General features: G+C 61.3%; 21 protein-coding genes. 16 read left to right on the forward strand and 5 right to left on the reverse strand.

The features are described from left to right. Positions 1-31 precede the first annotated feature (31 nt). A complete protein-coding gene (locus Thiowin_RS01780) occupies positions 32-1078 on the forward strand; it encodes a uroporphyrinogen decarboxylase family protein (RefSeq protein WP_328986040.1) in 1047 nt (348 codons plus the stop codon). Next, positions 1075-3924 carry a hybrid sensor histidine kinase/response regulator gene (locus tag Thiowin_RS01785; protein ID WP_328986041.1) on the forward strand — a complete coding sequence of 950 codons (2850 nt, stop codon included), beginning with the start codon at positions 1075-1077 and terminating at the stop codon, positions 3922-3924. Before Thiowin_RS01780 ends, Thiowin_RS01785 begins: the two co-directional genes overlap by 4 nt. On the opposite strand, the gene Thiowin_RS01790 is transcribed toward Thiowin_RS01785, so the two are convergent. Next, complete coding sequence (locus tag Thiowin_RS01790; RefSeq protein ID WP_328986042.1) at positions 3907-4428, reverse strand: SixA phosphatase family protein; 522 nt, start codon at positions 4426-4428, stop codon at positions 3907-3909. The genes Thiowin_RS01785 and Thiowin_RS01790 overlap by 18 nt on opposite strands. Before the next feature lie 587 nt (positions 4429-5015). On the opposite strand from Thiowin_RS01790, the gene Thiowin_RS01795 reads away from it, so the two are divergent. The 3 genes from Thiowin_RS01795 to Thiowin_RS01805 all read left to right on the forward strand — a co-directional run bounded on the left by Thiowin_RS01795 (position 5016) and on the right by Thiowin_RS01805 (position 10783). Then, positions 5016-7070 carry a TonB-dependent receptor plug domain-containing protein gene (locus tag Thiowin_RS01795; protein ID WP_328986043.1) on the forward strand — a complete coding sequence of 685 codons (2055 nt, stop codon included), beginning with the start codon at positions 5016-5018 and terminating at the stop codon, positions 7068-7070. 84 nt (positions 7071-7154) lie between these two features. Continuing rightward, the gene (locus Thiowin_RS01800) at positions 7155-7787 is read left to right on the forward strand and encodes a hypothetical protein (protein ID WP_328986044.1); all 633 of its coding nucleotides are present in this window, start codon (positions 7155-7157) and stop codon (positions 7785-7787) included. A gap of 11 nt (positions 7788-7798) precedes the next feature. Beyond that, entirely contained in the window at positions 7799-10783 is a 2985-nt protein-coding gene (locus Thiowin_RS01805) for a response regulator (protein ID WP_328986045.1), read from the forward strand. Positions 10784-10925: 142 nt separating this feature from the next. Here the strand turns inward: Thiowin_RS01805 and Thiowin_RS01810 are convergent, their stop codons facing one another. From Thiowin_RS01810 to Thiowin_RS01825, 4 genes are all read right to left on the reverse strand, one after another. Then, the gene (locus Thiowin_RS01810) at positions 10926-11264 is read right to left on the reverse strand and encodes a TusE/DsrC/DsvC family sulfur relay protein (protein ID WP_328986046.1); all 339 of its coding nucleotides are present in this window, start codon (positions 11262-11264) and stop codon (positions 10926-10928) included. A 94-nt stretch (positions 11265-11358) separates the two neighbouring features. Then, on the reverse strand, positions 11359-12087 hold the full coding sequence (gene cas6, locus Thiowin_RS01815) for a type I-MYXAN CRISPR-associated protein Cas6/Cmx6 (RefSeq protein WP_328986047.1): 729 nt from the start codon (positions 12085-12087) through the stop codon (positions 11359-11361). A 31-nt stretch (positions 12088-12118) separates the two neighbouring features. Further along, positions 12119-12868 carry a hypothetical protein gene (locus tag Thiowin_RS01820; RefSeq protein ID WP_328988177.1) on the reverse strand — a complete coding sequence of 250 codons (750 nt, stop codon included), beginning with the start codon at positions 12866-12868 and terminating at the stop codon, positions 12119-12121. Between the two features lie 93 nt (positions 12869-12961). After that, entirely contained in the window at positions 12962-13153 is a 192-nt protein-coding gene (locus tag Thiowin_RS01825; RefSeq protein ID WP_328986048.1) for a sulfur relay protein DsrC, read from the reverse strand. A 641-nt stretch (positions 13154-13794) separates the two neighbouring features. Here Thiowin_RS01825 and dsrA point away from each other — a divergent pair. The 11 genes from dsrA (at position 13795) to dsrO (ending at position 24170) form a co-directional block, all read left to right on the forward strand. Beyond that, a complete protein-coding gene (dsrA, locus tag Thiowin_RS01830; protein WP_328986049.1) occupies positions 13795-15057 on the forward strand; it encodes a dissimilatory-type sulfite reductase subunit alpha in 1263 nt (420 codons plus the stop codon). 125 nt (positions 15058-15182) lie between these two features. After that, positions 15183-16259: a dissimilatory-type sulfite reductase subunit beta gene (dsrB, locus tag Thiowin_RS01835; RefSeq protein WP_328986050.1), complete on the forward strand. Its 1077-nt coding sequence runs from the start codon at positions 15183-15185 to the stop codon at positions 16257-16259. Between the two features lie 97 nt (positions 16260-16356). Then, positions 16357-16749, forward strand: a complete 393-nt coding sequence (tusD, locus tag Thiowin_RS01840) for a sulfurtransferase complex subunit TusD (RefSeq protein WP_328986051.1) — start codon at positions 16357-16359, stop codon at positions 16747-16749. 60 nt (positions 16750-16809) lie between these two features. Next, positions 16810-17220 carry a sulfurtransferase complex subunit TusC gene (gene tusC / locus Thiowin_RS01845; protein WP_328986052.1) on the forward strand — a complete coding sequence of 137 codons (411 nt, stop codon included), beginning with the start codon at positions 16810-16812 and terminating at the stop codon, positions 17218-17220. 11 nt (positions 17221-17231) lie between these two features. Further along, entirely contained in the window at positions 17232-17540 is a 309-nt protein-coding gene (tusB, locus tag Thiowin_RS01850; protein WP_328986053.1) for a sulfurtransferase complex subunit TusB, read from the forward strand. A 45-nt stretch (positions 17541-17585) separates the two neighbouring features. Then, positions 17586-17918, forward strand: coding sequence for a TusE/DsrC/DsvC family sulfur relay protein (locus Thiowin_RS01855; protein WP_328986054.1), 333 nt, complete (start codon positions 17586-17588; stop codon positions 17916-17918). Between the two features lie 159 nt (positions 17919-18077). Further along, positions 18078-18809 (forward strand): respiratory nitrate reductase subunit gamma, encoded by a 732-nt coding sequence (locus Thiowin_RS01860; RefSeq protein WP_328986055.1) that lies wholly within the window; start codon positions 18078-18080, stop codon positions 18807-18809. A 168-nt stretch (positions 18810-18977) separates the two neighbouring features. Next, positions 18978-20561, forward strand: a complete 1584-nt coding sequence (dsrK, locus tag Thiowin_RS01865) for a sulfate reduction electron transfer complex DsrMKJOP subunit DsrK (protein WP_328986056.1) — start codon at positions 18978-18980, stop codon at positions 20559-20561. A gap of 103 nt (positions 20562-20664) precedes the next feature. Further along, positions 20665-22623 carry an NAD(P)-binding protein gene (locus Thiowin_RS01870; RefSeq protein ID WP_328986057.1) on the forward strand — a complete coding sequence of 653 codons (1959 nt, stop codon included), beginning with the start codon at positions 20665-20667 and terminating at the stop codon, positions 22621-22623. 126 nt (positions 22624-22749) lie between these two features. Continuing rightward, entirely contained in the window at positions 22750-23361 is a 612-nt protein-coding gene (locus Thiowin_RS01875) for a sulfur reduction protein DsrJ (RefSeq protein ID WP_328986058.1), read from the forward strand. Beyond that, positions 23358-24170: a sulfate reduction electron transfer complex DsrMKJOP subunit DsrO gene (dsrO, locus tag Thiowin_RS01880; protein ID WP_328986059.1), complete on the forward strand. Its 813-nt coding sequence runs from the start codon at positions 23358-23360 to the stop codon at positions 24168-24170. Before Thiowin_RS01875 ends, dsrO begins: the two co-directional genes overlap by 4 nt. The last annotated feature ends 7 nt before the right edge of the window (positions 24171-24177 follow it).

Raw genomic sequence — 24177 nt, forward strand, 5'->3', positions numbered from 1 at the left:
GCGCGCCCAAGAAGGCGTCCGGGAGCGCCCCATGAATTCCCTGCAACGGGTGCTAACCACCATCGGCCAGGCGGAGCCGGATCGGGTGCCGCTGTTTCTGTTGCTGACCATGCATGGCGCGCGCGAGCTTGGCCTGTCGATTCATGATTACTTTGCCGACCCGCGCCATGTGATTGAAGGCCAGTGGCGCATGCGCGCAAAGTACCGCAACGACTGCTACTACGCCTTCTTCTACGCCGCGATCGAGACCAAGGCCTGGGGCGCGGAGGTGATTTACAGCGAGGACGGCCCGGCCAACTGCGGCGCTCCGCTGGTGCGCGATTGCGAGGAGATTCGTCGCCTGCGACCGCCGCGGGTGGCGGACTCGCCGGACCTGAAGCGGGTGCTCGATACCATCGCCGGGCTGCGCGCGCGCGATGGTGACACGCCCATCATTGGCGTGGTGATGTCGCCCTTTTCGCTGCCGGTGATGCAGCTCGGGTTCGAGCGCTATCTGTTGCTGTTGCTGGAACGCCCGGAGTTGTTCGATCACCTGATGCGCCTGAACGAGGCCTTCTGTGTCGACTGGGCCAATGCGCAGCTGAAGGCCGGGGCCACCGCCATTTGCTATTTCGATCCCATCTCCTCCCCGACCATCTCGCGGCCCGAGGACTTTCGCCGCTTGGGCAAGCCGGTTGCCGCGCGCACCATCGCGCGGATTCAGGGCCCGGTGGCGACCCATTTCGCCTCCGGGCGCTGTCTGCGCATTATCGACGAGCTGCCGGAAACGGGCCCGGCGGTGATCGGCGTCAGTGCCGATGAGGATCTGGGCGATCTCAAACGCGCCGCGGCTGGGCGGCTCACGCTGCTTGGCAACCTGAACGGCATCGCCATGCGCGGCTGGGACGCGGCCGCCGCCGAGCAGGCGGTGAAGCAGGCCATTGCCGCCGCCGGGCCGGGCGGGGGCTTCATCCTGTCCGACAACCATGGCGAAATTCCCTTCCAGGTGCCCGAGGAGACCCTGCTTGCCATTGCCGACGCGGTCGCGCGCTGGGGAACTTATCCGCTTGATTGGATCGAGCGTGAGTCCTCGGCATGACGCACATTGGACAGGGCGCGATCTCGGTGGGTCCAAGCCCAGTACCGGCTGGAGGAGAAGCGCTGACCGTCACGTCCAAACCACGGCTGTGTATTTGTGTCTGTGCCTATTACTGGGCCGATGTCAAGGCCGTGCTGGCCGCGGGGCTTGGCGAGGATGTTCATCTGGAGGCGCGGCCGGCCAGCTGTCTCAGCCGTGGCGGGCGTTGTCAGCTTGCATCGCGGGCAGGTGAGCCACCTGACCCGGCGGAGCCCGCGGACCTGGCTTGTAGCGAGACCTTGATTCTGGGCTCCCATGAGCCGGGCGTGGCCAAGGCGCCTTCCATCGGCGGCGCCGGCCAGTGCGAACCACCCTTGCTGCAACATTGCACCGACATGCTGCTGGGCCCGGAACAACGCCAGCGGGAAATTGCCGCGGGTGGCTGGCTGTTGACCGCCGGCTGGATCAGACACTGGCGCGAGCATCTGGCCACCTGGGGCTTCGATCAGCCGGGCGCGCGCGCGTTTTTTCAGGAGTCGGCGCGATCCCTGGTGTGGTTGGAAACGAGCGAGGACGCCACGGTGGCGGCGGAACTGCGGCGGCTCAGTGCCTATGTCGGCGTGCCAGCGCGGCGATGCTTTGTTGGTCGTGACTATCTGCGTCTGTTGCTCCAACAGCGGATCGACGCCTGGCGTGCTCGTGTGCGCCAGCAGCAGCTGGAGGGGGAACTTAGAGCGGCTAATCGCAATGTGGCCGATCATGCGATGGCCTTCGATTTGCTGATGCGCCTGACCGACATCAGTGACGAGGCCACCACCATCAGCCGTATTCAGGAACTCTTCTCCATGCTGTTTGGCTGTCATCAGCCGGGTTACGCCGAGGTGCGCGATGGGCGCGTGAGCCGGCTGCATGGCATCGGCGGCAAGGGTGCGGATCGCGCGGATTTGCAGGCCTTGCTCGAGCATCCCGAGCAGAGCGGGCGGCCGTTGAGCGACGCCAGCGGTTTCGCGCTGCGTATTGGTCATGGCGGCGACACCCTGGGGCTGATGTTGGTGCGCGGCATCGCCTTTCCCCAGTATCAGTCCCGCTATTACAGTCTGGGCCTGGCCCTGACCAGTTTGTGCGGGCTGGCGCTGGCCAATGCCCGCACCTACGCCGCCCTGCAGCAGAGCACCGAGCGCGCCACCGCCTTGGCCGCCGAGGCCGAGCAGGCCAACCAGGCGAAGAGTGAATTCCTGGCCAATGTCACCCATGAGATCCGCACGCCCCTCAATGGCGTCATTGGCATGACCCGCTTGCTGCTCGACAGCTCGCTCGATGCCGAGCAGCGCGCGCGGGTCGAGACGGTCCGCGATTGCGGCGACGCGCTTCTTGAGTTAGTGAATGATTTTCTCGACTTCGCCAAGGTCGAGGCCGGCAAGCTGGAGCTGGAGTCGGTGCCTTTTCGGCTGCCGGATTTGATCAAGGCGGCGCTGGCGATTCTCGAACCGCGCGCCCGCACCCAGGGCTTGCGTCTGCAAGCGGCTATCCGGGACGGGGTACCGGCCTTTGTGCGCGGTGATCCCGGGCGGTTGCGGCAGATTTTGCTGAATCTGCTTGGCAATGCCATCAAATTCACCGAGCATGGCTCGGTTGTTCTTGAAGTCGCCGTGGAGATGCCCGCGTCATCGCGGGAGCCGGTGCCCTCGGGGACTCCCGCGACTGAGCCTGCAAGCGCGGGAGCCAGTCCAGGGGGCGGTCCAGGGGCAAGGGTGGACCAGGCGCCAAGGCCAATCAAACTGCGCTTCGCGGTCGAGGATACCGGGATCGGTATCGCCGATGACAAGCGCGATCAGCTGTTCGTCAAATTTACCCAGGTCGATGCCTCCACCGCGCGTCGTTTTGGTGGCACCGGTCTGGGACTGGCGATTGTCAAGCAACTCACCGAGTTGATGGGCGGCGAGGTCGGGGTCGCCAGTCGGCTGGGGGAGGGCTCGACTTTCTGGTTCACCGCCGCGCTCGCGGCGATTCCCGAACACCAGTGGCGCCAGACCCAGCTGGTCACTTCGCAAGCGGCCGAGCTTGATGGTGGCAATCAGCCTTTGCTGCTGGCCGAGGACAATGTGGTCAATCAACAGATTGCCGTGGCGGTGCTCAAGCGCATGGGTTTTCGGGTGGATGTGGTCGCCGATGGCGCCGCGGCGCTGGCCGCGCTGCAGCGGCAGGATTTCGCCCTGGTGCTGATGGACGTGCAAATGCCGGAAATGGACGGCTTTGAGGCAACGGCGCGCATTCGCCGTGGCGAGGCAGGCGAGCACAACAGGACAAGGCCCATCATTGCCATGACGGCCCATGCCATGCATGGCTATCGCGACCGCTGCCTGGCCGCCGGCATGAACGGCTATCTGGTCAAGCCGCTGCAACCCGAGGATCTGGCCGCCACCCTGGCGCCCTGGGTGGAGATCGCGGGTGCCGAGCCTGCTCAGGCCGCTGTCTTGCCCAGCATCAACCAGGTCTCTGGCGTGCAGGCCGAACTGGCGCCGGAACCCGCGGGCTTGGCGCCGGCGGTGCTGGACTGGAACAGTCTGCTGGCGCGCCTAGGCGGCGATGCCGAAGACGCGCGCATGCTGCTGGACCTCTTCATGGAGGATCAGCCGCCCAAGATCGCGGCCCTGGTCGCCGCCCTCGGCCGAGGCGACAGCAGCGAGGCCAGGCGCCTAGCCCATGCCCTGCGGGGAGCGGCCGCCAATCTGGGCGCCGATGCACTGGCCGCCGTGGCCGACGTAATCGAGCATGCCGCGGCGGACGCTCCGCCATCGGCAAGCCTGGCGCAATCACTTGAGACGGCCTTTGCCGCGCTGCGCGAGGTCTCAGTCCGAGTCGGGTAGGTGCTTGGGACGCGTCAGGGAGATGAGATTGGCGCTGCCGCGCGCGAGTCGCGACCAGTCGCTTGGCATCTCCAGCCGAGCGATGGCGGCGGTCGGTAGGAGTTTGCCATCCGCCGGCGGGTCGAAATCATTATCGGTTAGATAGCGCAGCAGGGATTCGAGTCCGGGATTGTGGCCTACCAGGAGCACGGTGCCAGATTCTGGCGGGCATTGGCCGAGCAACTCGAGCAGGGTGGTGGTCTCGGCCTCGTAGATGCGCTCGTCCCAGCGAATGTCCTGTTTACTGCAATCCAGGCGCTTGCAAACCTTCAGCACAGTGGTGCGCGCGCGCTCGGCCGGGGAGCTGAGAATCAGATCCGGCACCAGCCCCTCGCGATACAGCCAGGCGCCGACCCTGGGAGCGTCGCGCTTGCCGCGCTTGGCTAGCGGGCGGTCAAAATCGCGGCGTGCCGAGCTGTCCCAGTCGGACTTGGCGTGGCGCATGATGAGTAATTCGCGGGACATTGGTGCGGGAGGAGGGGATGCCGGGGTTAGGCGAGTGAGTGGATTCAGTCGATGAAAGACCAAGCTTAGCAGGGTGCTTGGTCGCCTGCCCCGACTTTTAACATATTCGTCATCATTGCGGCAGGGGCGCGGTGTCTGATCGACAGGACGGCCGCCGTGGGCGGGGTGTCGCTGTGCCTGGATCTTGACAGAAATGCCAAATTCGGGTGTTTCATCTAGTCTAGAAGCGGCTTCCAGCCGCTTCATGACGCGCCAAGATGGCGCATCCACTGATTACCGGGCCAACAACCGGGCGCTGGAAAATGAACTTTGAAATGGCTGGAACCTTGACCTGTCTGGGTGGCTTCGCTAGATTCCCATCACTGATGGATGTTGTCTCCCTCATCAGCTGCTCTTTAGCACTTCGGCGTGCCTGCATTATTGATCCCTCCCTCGGTCCACAGGCCATCTTGGCTCGCCGGTCGCCGATGATATCCGCGCGGATGTCCAGGCGTGACCGGCGCGCTCGCGGGCGCCATTCGGGCTCATTGCCCGGGATGTTCGTTGCCTCTGTTATTGTTTTTCAGTGTTTTTCTGTCGCAATGGGAATGCCTGGCAATGCCTTGGCCGATGTGGCGACGCCGGCGGATCCAAGCAGCCTGTCGCAGGCGGGTTCCGCGCCAGGATCATTGGAATCCGAGATCCTCGATGTGCTCGCCGATGCGACAGAGATCGCGACCAAATCGCGCCTGAATGCCGACTATGTGCCTGGTATTGTGACCATCCTTAGGCGCGAGGAGATGCTCGCCCTGGGCGTGCGCACCGTGGCGGAAGCCCTGACCCTGGTGCCAGGCGTGGATGTGGGTCGGCGCGCCAAGGGGACGTTTTCGGCATCCATTCGTGGGCTCGATCATGGCACCACCGAAATCAAGGTGCTGATCGACTCGGTTCCGCAAAATATCGGTGGTGCCGGCAGTGCGAGCTTCTTCGAGCTACCGATCACCCAGGTCGAGCGTATTGAGGTGATACGCGGTCCAGGATCCGCGCTTTACGGGGAATTCGCCTTCGCTGGTCTGATCAATATTGTCACCTCTAAGCGCCCGGGGCTCCATCTGCGTTACGGCGCCAATGACACCAGGGAAGTTGGCGCCATTTATCGCTTCGATGCGCCCGAGCGAGATCTTTCGGTCAGGCTGAATCTGGCCGGTTGGGACAGTCGCGGGACCAACCAGTGGGTGGAAAGCGACGCCTTGCATCGCATTGGGCTGGCCGCGGTGTCCAAGGCGCCGGGCCGGGTCGATAGTGGCGAGTATTATCGCTTCGGGCAACTCAAGGTTGAGTTTGGCGATGCCTCGCTGATCGCGCAGGTCCAGTCCAATCGCAAGAATCCCTTCTTTGGGATCGATGGCGTGCTCCCTGATCTCTCTGCCAGCGATTATAGCTCCAATGTCGACGAATGGCTGATTCAGGGGCGGGTCGATTTCGCGCCAGGCACGGATCTCGCGGGCGCCGTGATTTTGCATTGGCATCAGCGAGAGACGCACATGGACTTGCGGATTCTGCCGCCCGGAGCCTCGGTGTCCTTGCGCAGTCCGGTGCTGCCGGATGGGTTGAATGCCGAGCGCTATATCGCGTCCATGCGCGCTCAGGCGGAGACCTTTCTCGAATGGACAGGCTGGGAGCATCATCGTTGGCGCCTGGAGCTCAGCCTGGCCGTGGACAAGATCGATGATGCCTGGCGCGCCTACAACGCGGATATCCTGACCTTCGAACAGTTGCCCGAGATGTATCGCTACGGGGCGGAATTTGCCCCACTTGAGCCGGATGCCAGGCGCACCATCGCCAGCCTAGCGATTCAGGATCAATGGTCCCTTCATCCGCGACTCGATCTGATACTCGGCGCACGCTATGATCATTACACTGACCTCAGCGACAGTTTTTCGCCCCGGCTTGCCGGTGTGTGGCGGCTCAATGACCAACACTTGATCAAGGCACAGGTTGCCGGGGCGTTTTTTCCGCCAAGCTTGCTGCAGCGGTATCATATTCGTCTGCCGCCACCGCCCGAGGAGCAGGAAAGGCCGGAAGATCCGCAAAGGGCGCAAACCACGGAGCTTGGCTATATTTTTCGCGGACCCGACATGGTCGCTCGCCTGACCCTCTATCACTCCAGGCTGTTCGATGTCATTTTGGTCGCGCCCGATGGCATCGACAATCGAGGCGAGGAGAGTCTGCAAGGTGTTGAACTAGAATGGGAAAAAGAATTTGGGCACGCCTTTAGGCTGGTGACTAATTTGAGCTATGCCGATACCTTGAACAAGGAGACCGATGGTCCCATCCCCGGCGCGGCCAAATGGCTTGGCAATCTCAGCCTGTTTTACCATCCACGCGGCAATTGGGCCTTCACCGGGCGCTGGCGCTATGTTGGCGAGCGGGCGCGCGACCCCCTGGACGCGCGCACCGAACCGCTGCGCGGTTACAACGATCTCTCCCTTGCGCTGAGCTGGTTTTCTCCTAGTGTCAAAGGACTTACACTACGCGCCGGCGTGACCAATTTGCTCAATGAGTCCATTGTTCTGCCAGCCCCCATGGATACCTATGAGAACGACTACCCGCTGGCTGATAGCCGCGCCCTGTGGGCGCAAATTTCCTACGCTTTGCCCTAGAATCTGTCGCGCGGCTATTTCCTCGCGCGTCGACCAGCTTTCTCTAGCCGTGCTTGATACCATGGCGTCGGTAGCAGAGTCGCCATGCCAAGTTGGATGCCAGTCGAGCACGCTATTCAAGCCAAGCCAACTCCCGCCTGGGCGATGCCACTCATCCGTGTTGTAGCCATACTGCTGCTCCTGTGCTGCATGCTGGCCCTTGGAATTCGGGATGCGCAGGCCACCAATCCCAATGAAAGGCGGCGTGTTGAAATTGGCCTGAAGATTTTTCGCGCCACCCTTGCCGCCGATGTGCATCTGGCGCGCAAGCTCGATGACCAACGGCGCTTGGCGATTGTGCTCTTTTTTGACACGGATCAAGCCTCCGCGCGGCACTACCGCCAAGTGCTTGCCCAACCCGGCGGATTGCTGGAGTATCCCTTGCGGATTGTCCTGAGCGATGATCCGAGCTTGCGCGCGTTCGCGGCGCGGCCGCCAGCGGCGGTGTTCATCACGGAACCCCGCCTTCCCCCGACGATTGTGCGGCAGTTGGGAACCTTCAGTGCGCGGCACTCGCGCCTGTTGTTTTCCCCCTTCGAGGCGGATGTGGAGCGTGGGGTGGCGACTGGGCTTTTTATTGGATCCCGTGTTCGGCCCTATGTGAACTCGCATGCGCTGCGTGAAGCGGGCCTTGAACTGCGGAATTTTTTTCTTGGTATTGCCAGGATAGCTGACTGAGTATAGCCACCATGAGTGCGCTCGCCCGATGGATAACCCTGGCCTTTGTGCTGCTTGCGCTGGGGCTCGGCGCCATGATTGGCGGCTACTGGCATCTCGCGCTCAAGCCGGGCATCCAGAACGAAGCCCAGCAGCAGGCGGATCTCATGGCGCAGGCCCAGGCGGCTCGACTGGCTGCCGCCCTGGTCGCCGCCGTCGTCGACGGATCCTCGCACTTGCTCACAGAGGTGCGGAACGAGGTGCTGAGTTTTACCGACAGTGACTCGGGCCAGCCATTTTTTGCCGGGGTAGACATTGAGCCAGCACCTGACTTAGGCGCACTCGACCCGGCGCTGCGTCAGCACGGCGACATCGAATGCCGGCAATGCCTGGTCGCCGAGGTGCCCTTGCTGCACCCGCGTGATTACCATTTGATCGGGGTGGCACGCTTTCTGACCACGGACCAGTTCTTGCGCCAGTATCTGCGGGCTTTTCGGCGTCATCTGCTGATTCAGGCGGCACTTGGTGCCCTCTTGCTCCTGAGCGCCTGGGCCGGCGTAATGCTGCTGACCCGCCAGATGCAACGCCAGCGCCTTTGGCGAGAGCGCGCGGAGCAAAGCTCGGCCTGGACCCAGGCGCGCTATGAGCGCTTGCTCAATCGTCTGGAAGGTTATTTTGTCTATGCCAGGTCGGGGGAGGGAAGCCTCATCTTTGCCAGCGAGTCGGTGCGGCGGGTGATGGGCTGCGCGCCCGAGGTCTTCTGCCGCGAACCCGAGCGCTTTTTTGTCGACGCGGACGCCGGCTCTAGCCTGTTTCCGCTGACCATTGGCCAGGCGGAACAATCCGCCAGCCGGGTGTTGAGAGTGCGCACCGCGCAGGGGCAAGCGCGCCAACTCGAGTGTACTGAAACCCTGGCGCTCAATGCGCCCGAGGGTCAGGTGGTCATTGAGGGGGTCGCGCGCGACGTGAGCACCCAGAAAGAGCTCGAAGCCAGCTTGCTCGAGGCCAAGGAACGCGCCGAAAGCGCCAATCGCGCCAAGACCGCGCTCCTGACCAATGTCAGCCATGAGCTGAGAACGCCCATGGCAAGCATTATTGGTCTGGCAAAGCTGATGTTGCGAGCAGAGAGTCCGGCGCCGCAACGCGATCAGGTGGGTAAAATTCTGGCCGCCGCGCAGTCCCTGCTGAGAATTCTCGATGACATTCTGGATGTCTCCAAGATGGAAGCCGGTCGGGTGCGGCTCGACCAGCGGGCATTCGCGCTTGACCAGGTGCTGGAGCAGGTCGCCAATTTTGCCGCGATCAAAAACCAGGCGGCGGCGCTCGATATCGCTTTCGCCATTGGACCCGGGGTGCCGCGCTATCTGCGTGGCGACCCGGTGCGCCTGGGGCAGGTGCTGCTGAACCTGACTAGTAACGCGATCAAGTTCACGCCTCGCGGTTCGGTACTTTTGTGTGTCGAGCAGCTGAAGGGCGCTCAGAATAGTCAGGGCGCGCGCGGTCCGGATCGCGGCGGCCATCATATCAGGCTGAAATTTACCCTTGAGGATACGGGGATCGGGATTTCGCGACAGGATCTTCAGCGCCTGTTTCAGCCTTTTTCTCAGCTTGATAACGCCTCCAGCCACCACAACCAGGGCGGGACCGGCCTGGGGTTGGCGATTTCCCGCCATCTGGTGCGCCTCATGGGCGGGGAAATCGAGGTTGAGAGCCAGCCCGGGCAGGGCAGCAGTTTTCAGTTCACCGCCGACTTTGGTCTGGTGCCGCGGGCGTCGTGCGAGCCCTCGCCCGCTTGGTCGTGGCAAGGAATGCGCGCCTTGATTGTGTCCGAGCGCGAGCTGACCCAGGCGCTCTTTGGTCAGATGCTCAATGGCCTGGGGCTGGCCGTGGCCATGGCGACATCAACCGGGCAAGCAAGCGCCATCTTGGGTACGGCCTGCCAGACGGGCGCTGCCTTTGCCCTGGTGCTGCTGGACGCGCTTCTGGCCGATGCGCCAGTGGCGTCCATTGCGCGGCAGCTTCACCAGCAACCGGGCCTGGGGCAGAAGCCAGCGCTCTTGCTGATCGAGAGGCTCGGGTTCGAGCGCGGCGCCGATGCGCAAGTTGGCTCTGCTGATGTCGATGGCGTGGTGACTCCGGCACTGTCACACTCGGCATTGCTCAGAGTTCTGCAGGCTGTGCTGCCAGGCGCCGCGCCGAGTCCGGCCCATCGGCATGCGGCGCCTCCCGTGCATGCGCACCCGGCATCCGTGCCACCTGGAACCCGGGTGTTGGTCGCCGATGATCACCGGGTGAACCGGGAGATCGCCGTTGATGTGCTCAATGGCCTGGGTTTCGAGGTGACGGCGGCGGCCGACGGATTCGAAGCGCTTGAGAGCCTTGCTCGCGCTGACTTTGACGCCCTGTTGCTGGACATCCGGATGCCGGGACTCGATGGATTTGAGGTCACCAAGCGACTGCGTGCCGAGCCGCGCCTGGCGCGACTGCCGGTCATTGCGCTGACCGCTCACGCGATGATGGAGGATGCGGAGCCTTGCCATGCGGCCGGTATGACGGCTGTGATGAGCAAGCCCATCAACGAAACCGCGTTGCTGGAGATTTTGCTGCCTCACCTGGGCAAGCGCTCATTCAAGCATCCACCCAACCTCGGACCCGTGGCGTCCCAGCCTGTCAAGGACGATTCGTCCGCTGTGCAATATGCCAGGGCGCCCGCGGCCGAAGCCGTGGAGGAGGGCGCGCGGATGTTATGCCCGAGCGATCTTCAGGCAGCACCGAGCGAGGCCCAGGCGGAGTTTTTGCGTCAGTTAAGCGCGGCACTGCCAAGCATCATCGATTATCTCGGTCACGGCGGTCAGGCGGACGCCATCGCCGTGGCACAACGGCTCAAGACAGGGGCACAGGCGGTTGGTGCCTCGGCTGCAAGCGATGCACTGTCGGCCCTGCAGCGGGCGGTGGTGAAAGGCGCGTCAGTCGATGAACCCTTGCAACGGCTTGAGTGGGTGCTGGTCCAGGGCTAATCGTCTGGCGTGTTGATGTCCTTTGTGGGCACTGTATGGGGCGCGTCTGGGGGTGCATCCGCCCTTGGCGTGCCGCCGCGGGCGGAGGGAGACGATCAACAACGCGGCTTGTGCCGTGACGTCAGTTGCCTCAATGGCCGCCTCAGTAGCCGCCTTTGCGCATGACCGCGGGCAGGCCCGCGATCTTGGTGCCCTGTTTGGTGGGGGCCAGGGGGAAAAGCTTGTAGACGTCCTTGCTGGTGGGTTTGGAGCCCCATTTTTTGCCCATGTCCTTCAGCAGGACGCGTTCCATCGGCTGGTTTTGGTTGTTATTGATGTATTCGTCACGCAGGTAGTTGATAATGTCCCAGTGTTGCTCAGTCAGCTCGATGCCTTCGATGTCGGCGAGCTTGCGCGCGACATCTTCGTTCCAATCGGTGTAATTGACCAGAAAACCGTTCTCGGTTGTCTCGATGCTGGTGCCATTGACCTCGATCGCCATGTCGATGATCCTCTTGTTGTTATTGCTGGGTGATGCAACCCTTGTCCGGTTGCCGGTCAGTTCATCATCATATTCAATATTTCTAATGCCGTCACTAGCCTGAACCCTTGGTCGGGCCGACGGCCTCAATGCCCTTATGCGGGATGAACAGGCCGCAGCCAAGCTCGCGGTGCGGGCCCAAGCCTTGTTGCTGCAGGCGCAGGGATTCTTCCAGACCGAGGTCAGCCAGCATCAGGCCGCGGGTTGGCAACCAACCGCCCGAGTAACGCACTTTCACTGATTTGCCGCACAGGGCTTTGCGGATTTTAATATCCAATTCGGCCAGGGCCGCGGCCGCCCAGTCGAGAAAGTCGCTCTCGCTGTCGTGCGTCGAGTCGCGCCCCGGCTTGGGCTGGGGGTGGCAGACATAACGCGAAAAGAGCGTGGTTTCGCGGCTGAGCAGGCGTTCCTTGGCGGACTCAAGATGCAGCACATGGCCGGCGATGTCGAAATCCCGATGCTCGAGCGCGGCACGCAAGTCGGCAACGCGTTTTTTGGGCACCCGGATCCCAAGTTTGGTGCGGCGCGACAGAATCAGTGGCTGATCGGCATCAGCCTCGGGTCGTTGCCAGCCGTTTTGCGAGCCGGCGACATGAACGCTGTGAATGCCGCAGCAGTCCTCCTCTCCGATCCAGGGCGCGGCGCCAAGCAGGGCATGCGCCAGGGCCTCGGCATGATCGACTGGTAGCGCGCGGCATTTCAGGGAGAACAGCACATCGACCACCTCGTCGCGGATGGATGGTGCCGGTTCGGTTTGGTCTTCCTGCCAATAGCTGTGGGTCATGAGGGTGTCAGGCACATTAAGGTGGGGCCGGTCAAGAAGTCTTGGAACCTTCGTTCAGCGGTAGTTCGGATTGCAACGCCTCGCGGTCGAACCACCAGTCATCCTGCACCAGTACATCGACGATGTTGCGCAATCTGACCAGGAATTTGTCCGGTTCGCGTAACTCCAGTCGGTCGCGCCAGGCGTCGAAGGCATCCTGATTGTCAACCTGGCTGTGACGGCGCGCCACTTCGCCAAGCTGCTGGGACGCAAAGAACATCAGGTTCTCGCGCTGGCTGCCCTGGGCGCGCACATCGGCGAGGAACAGCGCCGTGGTGGCCGCCACAGCCGCGCCGTCGGCGTCGTCAGGGGTGTCTTCGATGACATGGCTCAGAAGTTCCACCGACAATTCCGGATCCATTGGATAGGTCACGGCCAGCCAGATGCCCTGGCCGAGGGCTGACAGAGACTGCGGTTGTTCGGCGCGGAAAAGCACATCGCAGCAATCGGCGGCGGACTCGAAATCCCGTGCCTGGATCAGGTTGTCGAGTGCCTCGCGCGCCATGGGCCAGGCCTCCGCGCCGCGCTCGAGGCTGACCAGGGTGCGCGCGATCTGCAATTGGAGTTCGGCACCCTGCCTGGCATTGGCGGCGGTTTTAACTTTGATGCGCTGGAAGTCGCGGTATTGCTCCCGCAAGGTACCAAGATGGGTTTCGAGCGCGGCCTCCTCGGCCAAACGAGGGCGAACGGAGTCGGCGGCGGTATCGGCCAGGTGCGACCGGGTGATGTCGTGGAAATTCATGGTGGCAATCTCGATCGGCGGGCAGGGGGCACAAGCAGCGCTGGTGGGAATCGACGCTGTGGCCGGGGGAGTCGGCATGGCGGTCGCGCCTCCCTAGCGCACCAAACCGCTGAAGGCGGCTTCGAGCCGGTCTTCCCAATTGTCCGGGGTGTCCGGGAAGGGCGGCTTGACGTCCATGCGGAAGAAACGCTCACCGTCACGGGCAATGGCCTGGATGATGGGGACCAGGTCCTCGAAGCTTTCCAATTCCTGGTTGGAAACGAGAATTTCGCTGAGTTTCAACATAGGGGGTGGGACTCCCGATGGTGCCGGTCGATGATCTGGCCCTCGCCAGCCTGTAACTTGTGGCGCAAGATGACGTCGCGATTTGCCGAAAACAACTGTCGCGGTCAGAGGGGGCAGCCAGGCGGCGGCGCATTCTTCAAACAAGCGGCAGTCCATCTTGCATCCTGACTGAAATCAGTGCGCCCGGCACGGAACACAAGCCCCGCGTGACATCCAGCCGAGCCTAATGACAACCAGATGTATCAGAGTTCGCTAATATTAGAGTTTTTTGACATTGCGCAAGCGCGCGGCTAAGATTCTCGTCTCGGGTTGTCTGGCGCCCATCCTAGTGGGTTGAATCACTGGAGAAAATCGCAGGCTGTCAACTATCTCGAAAGGGATAGTCGGGGGGATGCCAGCCCCTCCTAATGGTGGAATAGCCCCAGCGTTTTGGTCGGACTATAGTGGCGTCTGAAAGGGATTGGCCGGCAGGATGACTGACCATCTCAAGGTCATATCCGACGGAATGTTCACCAGCCCATGCGTCCACCATGAGGCCATGATCGGTAGCCCCATGTACGCCAGTCAGTACGCCAGTCAGTACGCCAGTCAGGCTGCCGCGGCCCTTACGAATTTTTTTCTGTTTCGGGAGAATTTGCGCTATGGCAATCGAGAAGCACCACACCCCGATGCTCGACCAGCTCGAGACCGGGCCTTGGCCGAGCTTTATTTCTGGCATCAAGCGGCTGCGCGACGAGCACCCCGAAGAGCGCATCAACTCGATGACCAACGACCTGCTCGGGCAGCTAGAGCACTCTTATGAAACCCGCAAGGGCTACTGGAAGGGTGGCACCGTCTCTGTTTTCGGCTACGGCGGTGGCATCATCCCGCGTTTCTCGGAGGTTGGGGCTGCCTTCCCCAAGTCCAAGGAATTCCATACCCTGCGCGTGCAGCCGCCGGCAGGCAATCACTACTCAACCAAAATGCTGCGCCAGCTTGCCGATAGCTGGGAAAAGCATGGTTCCGGTCTGGTGACCTTCCACGGTCAGACTGGCAATATCATGTTTATTGGCGCCGATACACCGGCCACCCAGCATTTCTTTGATGAAATCAACGAGTACGGCTGGGATCTCGGGGGTGCTGGACCCTGCGTGCGCACCGCCATGTCGTGCGTCGGCGCGGCCCGCTGCGAGATGTCTTGCACCAATGAACTGAAAGCCCACCGCGCCTTGGTCAATAACTTCGTCGACGACGTCCATCGTCCGGCGTTGCCCTACAAGTTCAAATTCAAGGTCTCGGGCTGTCCCAATGACTGCCAGAACGCCATTGAGCGATCCGACTTCGCGGTGCTCGGTACCTGGCGCGATGACATGAAGGTCGATCAGGACGAGGTCAAGAAATACGTCAAGACCAAGGGGCGTCAGTACATCATCGATAACGTCATTACGCGCTGTCCCACCAATGCCCTGTCGCTGAATGACGACGATTCGCTCGCGGTCAACAATCGCGACTGCGTACGCTGCATGCACTGCCTGAATGTCATGCCCAAGGCGCTACACCCCGGCGATGACAAGGGTGTGACCATCCTCATCGGCGGCAAGCGTACCCTCAAGATCGGCGATCTCATGGGTACTGTCCTGGTGCCCTTCAAAAAGCTCGAGACCGAGGAAGATTACGAGAGCATGGTCGAGTTGGCCGAGACCATCATTGATTTTTGGGCCGAGAATGGTCTGGAGCACGAGCGTTGCGGTGAAATGATCGAGCGCATCGGCTTGGCGAACTTCCTCGACGGTATCGGCATCGAGGCCGATCCAAACATGCTCGCGCACCCGCGCCAGAGTTCCTACATCCGACTGGATGGCTGGGATGACGCGGCCGAGCAGTGGTTCGAGCGTCAATCCGAGCAGCGCGCGGCGGCCGGTTGAATCCAATCCCCTTGTAATGCCGGCCGAAACCCCGCGGGCCCATCCGGTCCGCTGGGGGGCGCCGGCGCGAAGAATCCCAGCTGCCCGGTGACGGGCGGCGGAGCCAACGAACTGGAGGAAAGTCGATGGCTGCAAAAGACATGCGTGAGCCGATAGAGTCCGGCTGTCCCGATCCCTGGCAGTACATGCATCCAACGATGCGCAAGAATTTCGGCCAGTGGAAGTACCATGAGCATCCCCGTCCCGGCGTGCTGCGTCACGTTGCTTATAGTGGCGATGAAATCTGGACCGTCAAGGCTGGTACCCAGCGTATTCTGGATGTTTTCACCCTACGCAAGCTGTGCGATATTGGCGATGAGTTCGCCGACGGCTTCGTGCATTTCACCCTGCGCTCCAACATTGAGTACATGGTGACCGAGGAGGCCCGAGTCCAGCCGCTGATCAACGCGCTCGAGGAGGCTGGCTTCGTGGTCGGTGGGACTCAAAACACCGTCGCCATGATCTCGCACACCCAGGGTTGGTTGCACTGCGACATTCCGGGCACGGATGCCTCGGGCGTGGTCAAGTCCATGATGGACGAACTCATCGACGATTTCCGCAACGCCACCATGCCCAACCGGGTGCATATCACCACCTCCTGCTGCCAGATCAACTGCGGTGGGCAAGGCGATATCGCCATCAATATTCAGCACACCAAGCCGCCCAAGATCAACCACGATCTGGTCGCCAACGTGTGCGAGCGCCCATCAGTCGTGGCGCGCTGTCCGGTCGCGGCCATCCGCCCGGCCATGGTCAACGGCAAGCCCTCGCTGGAAGTCGACGAGCGCAAGTGCATCTGCTGCGGCGCCTGCTATCCGCCTTGCCCGCCCATGCAGATCAACGATGCCGAGCACTCCAAGCTGGCCATCTGGGTGGGTGGTAATCACTCCAACGCGCGCGGCAAGCCAACCTTCCAAAAGCTGGTGGCCGCTGGAATTCCCAACAACCCGCCGCGCTGGCCCGAGGCCACCGCCATCGTCAAGCGCATTCTCAAAGCCTACAAGGAAGGCGCGCGTGACTGGGAGCGGGTGAACGAGTGGATCGAGCGCATTGGTTGGCCGCGCTTCTTCGAGGAAGTCGAACTGCCCTTCACCAAGTATCACATCGATACCTGGCGTGGTGCGCGGGCCAGCTTTAACTCATCGTCCTACATCCGCTTCTGATGCGGCGCGGGTGACGCGGCCGCTCGGTCGCGCCACCCGCCGGTTGCGGGCTGGGGCGTCAAATGCCCGGGTCGGCGTAATTCAGGCGAGGTAATTCATGAAGTTTGCCATTCAGATCAACGAAGGACCCTACCAGCACCAGGCGTCGGACTCCGCGTACTTTTTCACCAAGGCGGCGCTGGAGAAGGGGCATGAAGTCTTTCGTGTGTTCTTTTATCATGACGGGGTTGACAACGCGAGCCGGCTAACCACGCCGCCGCAGGATGACCGCAACGTTGTCGAGCGCTGGGCCGCACTGGCGGAGCAGTACGAGCTTGACATGGTGGTCTGCGTCGCCGCGGCCCAACGCCGCGGCATGGTGGACGAGGGCGAGGCCAAGCGCAACGGCAAGGATGCGACCAACATCCATCCGCGCTTTCGGATTTCCGGTCTGGGGCAACTGGTCGAGGCGGCGATTCAGGCCGACCGTCTGGTTGTGTTTGGCGACTGATGTCGCGCCATTCACACCACAGCCAGTCACAGCGTTGCGCCAGTCACTAGGAGCAGGAAAATGTCCGCGACAGTCAAAAAGTTTCTGTATCTCAATCGCAAGGCGCCCTATGGCACCATCTATGCTTGGGAGTCGCTCGAAGTCGTCCTGATCGGCGCGGCTTTCGATCAAGACGTCAGTCTCGCCTTTGTTGACGACGGGGTCTACCAGTTGACCAAGGGCCAGGAGACGGCCGGCATCGGCATGAAGAACTTCTCGCCGACCTACGCCGCCCTTGGCGACTATGAGGTCACGAAAATCTTTGTCGAGCAGGAATCCCTCCAGGAGCGCGGTCTGTCGCTTGACGATCTGCAGCACCTGGTGTGGGAAGACGAGGACGAGGACTATGCCGAGAAAGACTCCATCGCGCTGGTCTCGCGTGCCGAGATGGCCGCGCTGATGGATGAATCCGACGTTGTCTTCAGCTTTTAAGGGAGCCCCGTATGAGCAAGCTACACACCGTCAACAAGTCACCCTTCGAGAAATCCTCGCTGGAGTCCTGTTTGGCGCATGCGAGCGACGGCGCCGCCGTGCTGCTGTTCGAGGATGGCATTTATGGTGGGTTGCGGGGGACCGCAGCGGCCGAAACTGTCGAGCGCGCGCTCGCATCGGTTAAAGTGTATGTGCTGGGCGAGGATCTCAAGGCTCGTGGCTTTGGTGAGGATCGCCTGCTTAATGGAATCAGCGTCGTGGACTACGGCGGCTTCGTGGATCTCGCCGCGCAAGCCGATGCCGTCCAGGCCTGGTTGTAGTTTTGACTTAATTCAACTGATTTTAACGAACCTCAGGAGACGACTATGCCAATCGAAGTCAATGGCAAGAGCTTTGAGACTGACGAAGAAGGCTACCTGGCCAATATCAACGACTGGGAGCCTGGCGTTGCCGAAGTCATGTCCAAGGAGGACGATCTGGAGTTGACCGACGAGCATTGGGACATCATCAACTTCCTGCGTGAGTACTACGAGGAATACCAGATTGCCCCAGCCGTGCGCGTTTTGACCAAGGCCGTTGGTAAAAAAATGGGCAAGGACAAGGGCAATAGCAAGTACCTCTATGGTCTTTTCCCTTACGGTCCAGCCAAACAGGCGTGCCGTTACGCGGGTCTGCCCAAGCCAACCGGCTGCGTCTAAACCAGCGCAACCGCGCGCTCTCCGGTTCCCGGACCTTTGTTCCCCGCTTTCCCGAAGAGGGGGAATGCATGCCCGGCCCGGAGGGCCTCGCCGCACCGGTTTTTGTCGGCTGTGGCGTTCCGACTGAAGATTGAGGCTGAAGACTGAGGTCGCGTGATTATGTCCTTTATCTCGGATATCTACGCTTATCTGTTCTATTTCGCGACACTGGTGTTGCTTGGCGGTCTGACGCTGAAGATTCTGCAATACGCGCGCACCCCGGCACCTTTGAAGATCCCGACCACGCCAGCCCCGACCACCTCTGTCGGTGTGGCCCTGCGCATGACGCGCGAGGTAGTGCTGTTCGAGAGCCTGTTTCGCGGCAATAAATGGACCTGGATCTTTAGCTGGATGTTCCACTTTGGATTGTTGTTGGTGACCCTGCGCCACTTGCGCTACTTCATCGACCCGGTGCCAGTGCCCATTCAGATGATCCAGCCCTTCGGCATCTACGGCGGCATGGCCATGATTGTTGGCCTGGCCGGGCTCTGGGCGCGACGTTTCTTCGTCGACCGGGTGCGCTACATTTCCTCGCGCTCCGATCATCTGATCCTCGCGCTATTGGTCGCCATCGGTCTGACTGGTCTGATAATGCGCTTTGTGGTGCATACGGACATCATCAGGGTCAAGGAATTTTTCGCTGGTCTTTATCGGTTCGAGGTCGTCATCCTGCCGGCCGATCCAGTTCTGCTGCTGCATCTGCTGCTGGTGGCGCTGCTGATGATTATTTTTCCTTACAGCAAGCTCTTGCATGCGCCTGGACTCTTCTTTAGCCCATCGCGCAATCAAGTCGATAACCCGCGCGAGCGGCGCCACATCGCACCATGGGCGAAGCGTCTCGAGCAAGAGTAGCGAGTTACGGAACCGCGATCGAGCGGCCACACCGGCTTGCCGGGCATGGCCAAGATGAAAGCCGCAGTATTCCGGGCCTGTGTTGAAAAGGTGCAGAAGACGGCACTGAGACATTGGGTTTGAGAACATTGAGTTTGCGAAACTGGATTTGAGAGATGGGGTTGATACATGGCTAAGGCAAATTTCCAAGTCCCCGAGCTCAAGGAGTACGCCGAGATCCCGGAGATTGAACCGGGCATCATGGCTCACTCCAAGCCATTCAAGTCCAAACCGGAGTTTCAGGAAGCGCTGGGGTTTCCCGGCGAGTTGGTCGAGGACTGGCAGAAAAAAGCCATCGATAAAATGGGCGACCTGCTCGGGCGCTATCGCTCACTGCGGGTGTATCTGGATTCCTGCGTCAAGTGCGGTGCTTGTACCGACAAGTGCCACTATTATCTGGGCACCCATGATCCGAAAAACATGCCGGTTGGCCGTCAGGATCTGCTGCGCAAGGTCTATCGGCGCCATTTCACCCTGGCCGGGCGATTTTTTCCGAACCTGGTCGGAGCGACTGATCTGACCGAGGAGGTTCTCGGCGACTGGTACAACTATTTTCATCAGTGTTCCCAGTGCCGACGCTGCTCGGTGTTCTGCCCCTACGGCATCGACACGGCTGAAATTTCCATGGCCGCGCGCGAGATCATGGACCACATCGGTGTCGGGCAGAAATACTGCAACGAGATCATTGGCAAGGTCTACAAGATCGGCAACAACTTGGGTCTCCCCGGCCCGGCGCTGATCGACACCCTGGAAGGTTTGGAAGAGGATGTGTTTGACGAAACCGGGGTCGAGGTCAAGTACCCCATCGACCAGGAAGGCGCCGAGATTCTGCTGGTTACCCCCTCGGCGGATTTCTTCGCCGAGCCCCATGTCGATGGCCTGATTGGTTACGGCAAGGTGTTCCACGAGGCTGGCGTCAGCTGGACCATGAGCACCTATGCCTCCGAGGCCGCCAACTTCGGCATGTTCATCGGTTCCTACGACAACATGCGTCGGGTGGCCCTGCGTATCCGCGAGGCGGCTATCAAGCTGGGTGTCAAGCGGATTGTCTTTGGCGAGTGCGGTCATGCCTGGCGGGTGGCTTACAGTTTCTTGAACACCTTGGCCGGCCCCTGGGATTTTCTCGATCAGCGCTACCCGATCCCGCAGCATATCTGCGAGTTCACCCACGATCTCATCCAGCAAGGCAAGCTAAAATTCGACAAGTCGCGAAATGACGACAAGGTACTGACCTATCACGACTCCTGCAATGTCGCGCGTGCCTCGCGCATGGGGGATAAACCCGGTGGCCAGTTCGATATTCCGCGCGCCATCATCCGCGAGGTCTGCAACCATTACTACGACATGGATGAGGAAACAATCCGTGATCGAACCTTCTGTTGCGGCGGCGGCGGCGGACTGCTGACCGACGATCTGATGGAGGTGCGCGTGAAGGGGGCGCAGCCTCGCATCGAGGCGCTGAACCATGTCATCCAAGAAAAGGGTGTGACCCACATGGCGGCGATTTGTGCCATCTGTAAGAGTCAGTTCACCAAGGTGCTGCCTTACTACGGCATGGACATGGATCAGATCGTCAGCGTCCATCAACTCGTCTCCAACGCTTTGATTCTGACTGGCCAAGAGAGCGATGAGCCAGACGATGAACCAGCCGACAAGCGGGAAGATAAACTGGCCAGCGAGCCTGCCAGTCAGTCGACCAGCGCGGCAGCCTGAACAACCGATTTTTTGGGTCCGGTCGATTCCAGCCGGGCCCGCCTTGAGTAACGGATAGCGATAGACGGAACCCCAGGGTTCCAGTCCGGAGGAGAGTGACCCGATGGCGACTTCAAGCGAAGAAATGACCAAACTTTCCTGGCGCCGGTTCGAAGACGGCGACAATGTCTGGGACAGCCTGACCGAAAAGATTTTTGTTCAGGACACCTCTCACAAGTGTCCGACCTACGTCCACAAGACGCCACCCTGTCAGGGAAGCTGTCCCTCGGGTGAGGACATCCGCGGCTGGTTGCAGATCGTGCGTGGGCTGGAGCAACCGCCCAAGGGCATGACCTGGCAGGAGTACGCCTTCCGTCGCTCCACCGATGCCAATCCTTTTCCCTCGATGATGGGCCGCGTCTGTCCGGCGCCCTGTCAAGACGGCTGCAATCGCAATGAACTGGAAGACTTTGTCGGCATCAACGCCGTGGAGCAGTTCATCGGCGACACGGCTATCACCAATGGTTATAAGTTCGAGCCCGCGCCTGCCGACACCGGCAAAACCATCGCCATCATCGGCGGCGGTCCGGCGGGCCTTGCGGCGGCCTATCAGCTGCGTCGCAAGGGGCATGCTGCGGTCATCTTCGAGGCCAACTCAGGTCTGGGCGGCATGTTCCGCTTCGGTATTCCTGGCTATCGGGTGCCGCGCGACGCCCTGGACTCCGAGATCAACCGCATCCTTGACATGGGCAAGATCGAGGTCAAGCTCAATACCAAGGTCGGTGTGGATATCACGGTCGAGCAACTCGAAAAAGACTACGACGCCGTGCTCTGGGCCATCGGTTGTCAGAGTGGTCGCGGTCTGCCGGTGCCAGGTTGGGAGGGTACGCCCAACTGCGTCTCGGGTGTGGCATTCCTTAAAGCCTTCAACGAAGGCCGCATGAAGGTCACGGCGGAGAAGGTCGTGTGCGTGGGCGGTGGCGATACCTCCATCGACGTGGTTTCGGTGGCGCGCCGTCTTGGACATATCACCAAGACCAACAAGAGCGACCTGCCCGAGACAGTGATTCACGACGGCTACGTTGCCCATGATGCCGCCACGGCGGCCGCGGCCGAAGGCGCTACTGTCACCCTGACATCCTTGTTCACCCGCGACAAAATGACCGCCGCCGAGCATGAGGTCGACGACGCCCTGCAGGAAGGTGTGACCGTGCTTGATGGCGTCATGCCGGTTGAGGTCATCAAGAACGATGCCGGTCGCGCCATTGGCTTGAAAGTCGCCGACTGTCAAATGACCGACGGCCGCCCCGCGCCGGTCGAGGGCACCGAGCGGGTGCTGGACGCCGATATCATTGTCTCGGCCATTGGCCAGGGCGGCGATCTCACCGGCCTGGAGCAGTTCGACAACGGTCGCGGTCTGATGAACTCGGATAAGTTCTATCAGGTGCCCGACAAACCCGGTCATTTTGTTGCTGGGGACATCATTCGCCCGCACCTGCTGACCACGGCCATCGGCCAGGCCTGGATCGCGGTCGAGTCCATTGATGAGTACCTCGGCCAGGCTGAGCACAAGCGGCGGCCCAAGGTCGATGTGCATCACTTCGACCTGCTCGCCAAGCTCAATGAAGCCGAGCTTGCTCCCGAGCACTTCGATGCGCATAACGGCGACTTGCGGGGCACTTCCGACGCCAAGTATGCCATTCATAATTACGAGGACAGGTCTGGCGCCGAGGTTATACCGCACGATGAACTCTTCCTGGGGCACTTCCAATACACTCCGCGCATTCATCGTAAGGAAGAAGTCCCTAGCGCCGATGACGTTCTTGGCCACTTCAAGGAGCGCGTGATCGGCTACGCGGAAGAAGAAGCCATTAACGAGGCCAAGCGTTGCATGAGCTGCGGCATGTGCTTCGAATGCGATAACTGCGTGATTTTCTGCCCCCAGGATGCGGTCTTCCGTGTCGACAAGAACGAAAGTACCACCGGTCGCTATGTCGATACCGACTATGCAAAATGCATCGGTTGTCATATCTGCGCCGATGTCTGTCCGACCGGCTACATCAAGATGGGGCTGGGTGAGTAAGCCCGGACTGAGGGGGGGGCGCCACTTCGCGGCGTCGTGCCCTCTCGCGGTGAAAGCGTGGGGAAGTTGCACCGAGCACCCGATCATTCAATTGGGCGAGAAGACACAGGATATCCGGAGGCGTCCATGACGGAAGCGAAAGTCACCAAACCCTGGTGGTTCGCGGGTTGTTCCACTCTGATGGTGCTGGCAGTAATGGGTGCCGCATTGCTGGGCGCCGGGGATGTTCGCGCCGAGGCCATCGGCGGCTTTGTCGTAACTGGCTCGAAAGCGGCCGGGCTCGATAGCTGCGTCGAGCCTACCCGCGAGATGCGTCGCTACCACATGGAATATATTCGCCACCAGCGCGATACAACCGTCTACAACGGCATCAGGCACACCAAATACAGTCTTTCGGGCTGCGTGGGCTGCCATACCGGACATACCGCGGATGGAGTGCCGATTCCCGTCAATGGCAAGGGTCAATTCTGCAATGCCTGCCATGAAACGGCGGCGGTAACCTTAAATTGCTTTGATTGTCACGCGACTGTTCCAGACGGTGAAGGCTGGAATCAGGTGACCGAGCAAGACAGGTCGGTCCCCGCGCGGGCGTTGCACCAGGGGCCAGCGGCTGTTCATCCCGTCACTAGCCGGCCAGTCACCACCCTGACAGGCGTTCACCCACTTGTTGACGCACTGGGCGCCACACTGGTGCAGATTCCGGAAGCGGTTCGGCAGGAGGATTTTAAAGAGCGATGAGCGAGCACACACAACAGCCAGATAGCGACCAACAGCCAGATCTCGTGCAACAGCCTGACCGCGGCCGACGTGACTTTCTCGCCACCGCCGCTGGGCTGGCCACCGCCGCGGTGGCCCCCGGTGTGGTGCTGCATACGGCGGCAGTCGCGGCTCCGCGCACCACCCCGGTGACCGACATCAAGCGCTGGGGCATGCTGATCGACACCGCCAAATGCGCCGACGGCTGCACGGCCTGCGTCGATGCCTGCGATCACGAAAATGGCCTCGATCTGCAGGAGACGCCCGAGGGTATCAAGCCGCTCAAATGGGACAACCAGCGCGCGACCTGGATCAGGAAAGTCAAGCTGCGCGACAACCTGACTGGGCGCATGACCAATCTGCCGCTCATGTGTCAGCATTGCGAGAATCCGCCCTGTGTGGATGTGTGCCCGACCGGCGCTTCCTTCAAACGCGCCGACGGCATTGTGATGGTGGATCGCCACACCTGTATCGGTTGCCGCTACTGCATGATGGCGTGCCCCTACAAGGCGCGCTCTTTTATTCACGAACAAGTCGTGCAGAAGCTGACCCGGGCGCCACGCGGCAAGGGTTGCGTCGAGAGCTGCAACCTCTGCGTCCATCGACTCGACAACGGCGAGAGCAGCACTGCCTGTGCCGATGCCTGCCAGGAGGTTGGCCATGCCGCCATCCTGTTTGGCGACCTGAACGATCCGCACGGCGCGCTGCGCGAGGCCCTGCGGCAAGTCAACAGTCGTCAGATCCGCCAGGATCTCGAACTCAATACCGGCGTGCGCTATGCCGGCATCTAACCCGCGA

Source organism: Thiorhodovibrio winogradskyi (assembly GCF_036208045.1).
Lineage (GTDB): Bacteria > Pseudomonadota > Gammaproteobacteria > Chromatiales > Chromatiaceae > Thiorhodovibrio > Thiorhodovibrio winogradskyi.

What these genes read in the sequence shown, in the direction of transcription:
- Thiowin_RS01780 (WP_328986040.1), top strand. Translation starts at nt 32, where the DNA reads ATGAATTCCCTGCAACGGGTGCTAACCACCATCGGCCAGGCGGAGCCG.
- Thiowin_RS01785 (WP_328986041.1), top strand. Translation starts at nt 1,075, where the DNA reads ATGACGCACATTGGACAGGGCGCGATCTCGGTGGGTCCAAGCCCAGTA.
- Thiowin_RS01790 (WP_328986042.1), bottom strand. Translation starts at nt 4,428, where the DNA reads ATGTCCCGCGAATTACTCATCATGCGCCACGCCAAGTCCGACTGGGAC.
- Thiowin_RS01795 (WP_328986043.1), top strand. Translation starts at nt 5,016, where the DNA reads ATGCCTGGCAATGCCTTGGCCGATGTGGCGACGCCGGCGGATCCAAGC.
- Thiowin_RS01800 (WP_328986044.1), top strand. Translation starts at nt 7,155, where the DNA reads ATGCCAAGTTGGATGCCAGTCGAGCACGCTATTCAAGCCAAGCCAACT.
- Thiowin_RS01805 (WP_328986045.1), top strand. Translation starts at nt 7,799, where the DNA reads ATGAGTGCGCTCGCCCGATGGATAACCCTGGCCTTTGTGCTGCTTGCG.
- Thiowin_RS01810 (WP_328986046.1), bottom strand. Translation starts at nt 11,264, where the DNA reads ATGGCGATCGAGGTCAATGGCACCAGCATCGAGACAACCGAGAACGGT.
- cas6 (WP_328986047.1), bottom strand. Translation starts at nt 12,087, where the DNA reads ATGACCCACAGCTATTGGCAGGAAGACCAAACCGAACCGGCACCATCC.
- Thiowin_RS01820 (WP_328988177.1), bottom strand. Translation starts at nt 12,868, where the DNA reads ATGAATTTCCACGACATCACCCGGTCGCACCTGGCCGATACCGCCGCC.
- Thiowin_RS01825 (WP_328986048.1), bottom strand. Translation starts at nt 13,153, where the DNA reads ATGTTGAAACTCAGCGAAATTCTCGTTTCCAACCAGGAATTGGAAAGC.
- dsrA (WP_328986049.1), top strand. Translation starts at nt 13,795, where the DNA reads ATGGCAATCGAGAAGCACCACACCCCGATGCTCGACCAGCTCGAGACC.
- dsrB (WP_328986050.1), top strand. Translation starts at nt 15,183, where the DNA reads ATGGCTGCAAAAGACATGCGTGAGCCGATAGAGTCCGGCTGTCCCGAT.
- tusD (WP_328986051.1), top strand. Translation starts at nt 16,357, where the DNA reads ATGAAGTTTGCCATTCAGATCAACGAAGGACCCTACCAGCACCAGGCG.
- tusC (WP_328986052.1), top strand. Translation starts at nt 16,810, where the DNA reads ATGTCCGCGACAGTCAAAAAGTTTCTGTATCTCAATCGCAAGGCGCCC.
- tusB (WP_328986053.1), top strand. Translation starts at nt 17,232, where the DNA reads ATGAGCAAGCTACACACCGTCAACAAGTCACCCTTCGAGAAATCCTCG.
- Thiowin_RS01855 (WP_328986054.1), top strand. Translation starts at nt 17,586, where the DNA reads ATGCCAATCGAAGTCAATGGCAAGAGCTTTGAGACTGACGAAGAAGGC.
- Thiowin_RS01860 (WP_328986055.1), top strand. Translation starts at nt 18,078, where the DNA reads ATGTCCTTTATCTCGGATATCTACGCTTATCTGTTCTATTTCGCGACA.
- dsrK (WP_328986056.1), top strand. Translation starts at nt 18,978, where the DNA reads ATGGCTAAGGCAAATTTCCAAGTCCCCGAGCTCAAGGAGTACGCCGAG.
- Thiowin_RS01870 (WP_328986057.1), top strand. Translation starts at nt 20,665, where the DNA reads ATGGCGACTTCAAGCGAAGAAATGACCAAACTTTCCTGGCGCCGGTTC.
- Thiowin_RS01875 (WP_328986058.1), top strand. Translation starts at nt 22,750, where the DNA reads ATGACGGAAGCGAAAGTCACCAAACCCTGGTGGTTCGCGGGTTGTTCC.
- dsrO (WP_328986059.1), top strand. Translation starts at nt 23,358, where the DNA reads ATGAGCGAGCACACACAACAGCCAGATAGCGACCAACAGCCAGATCTC.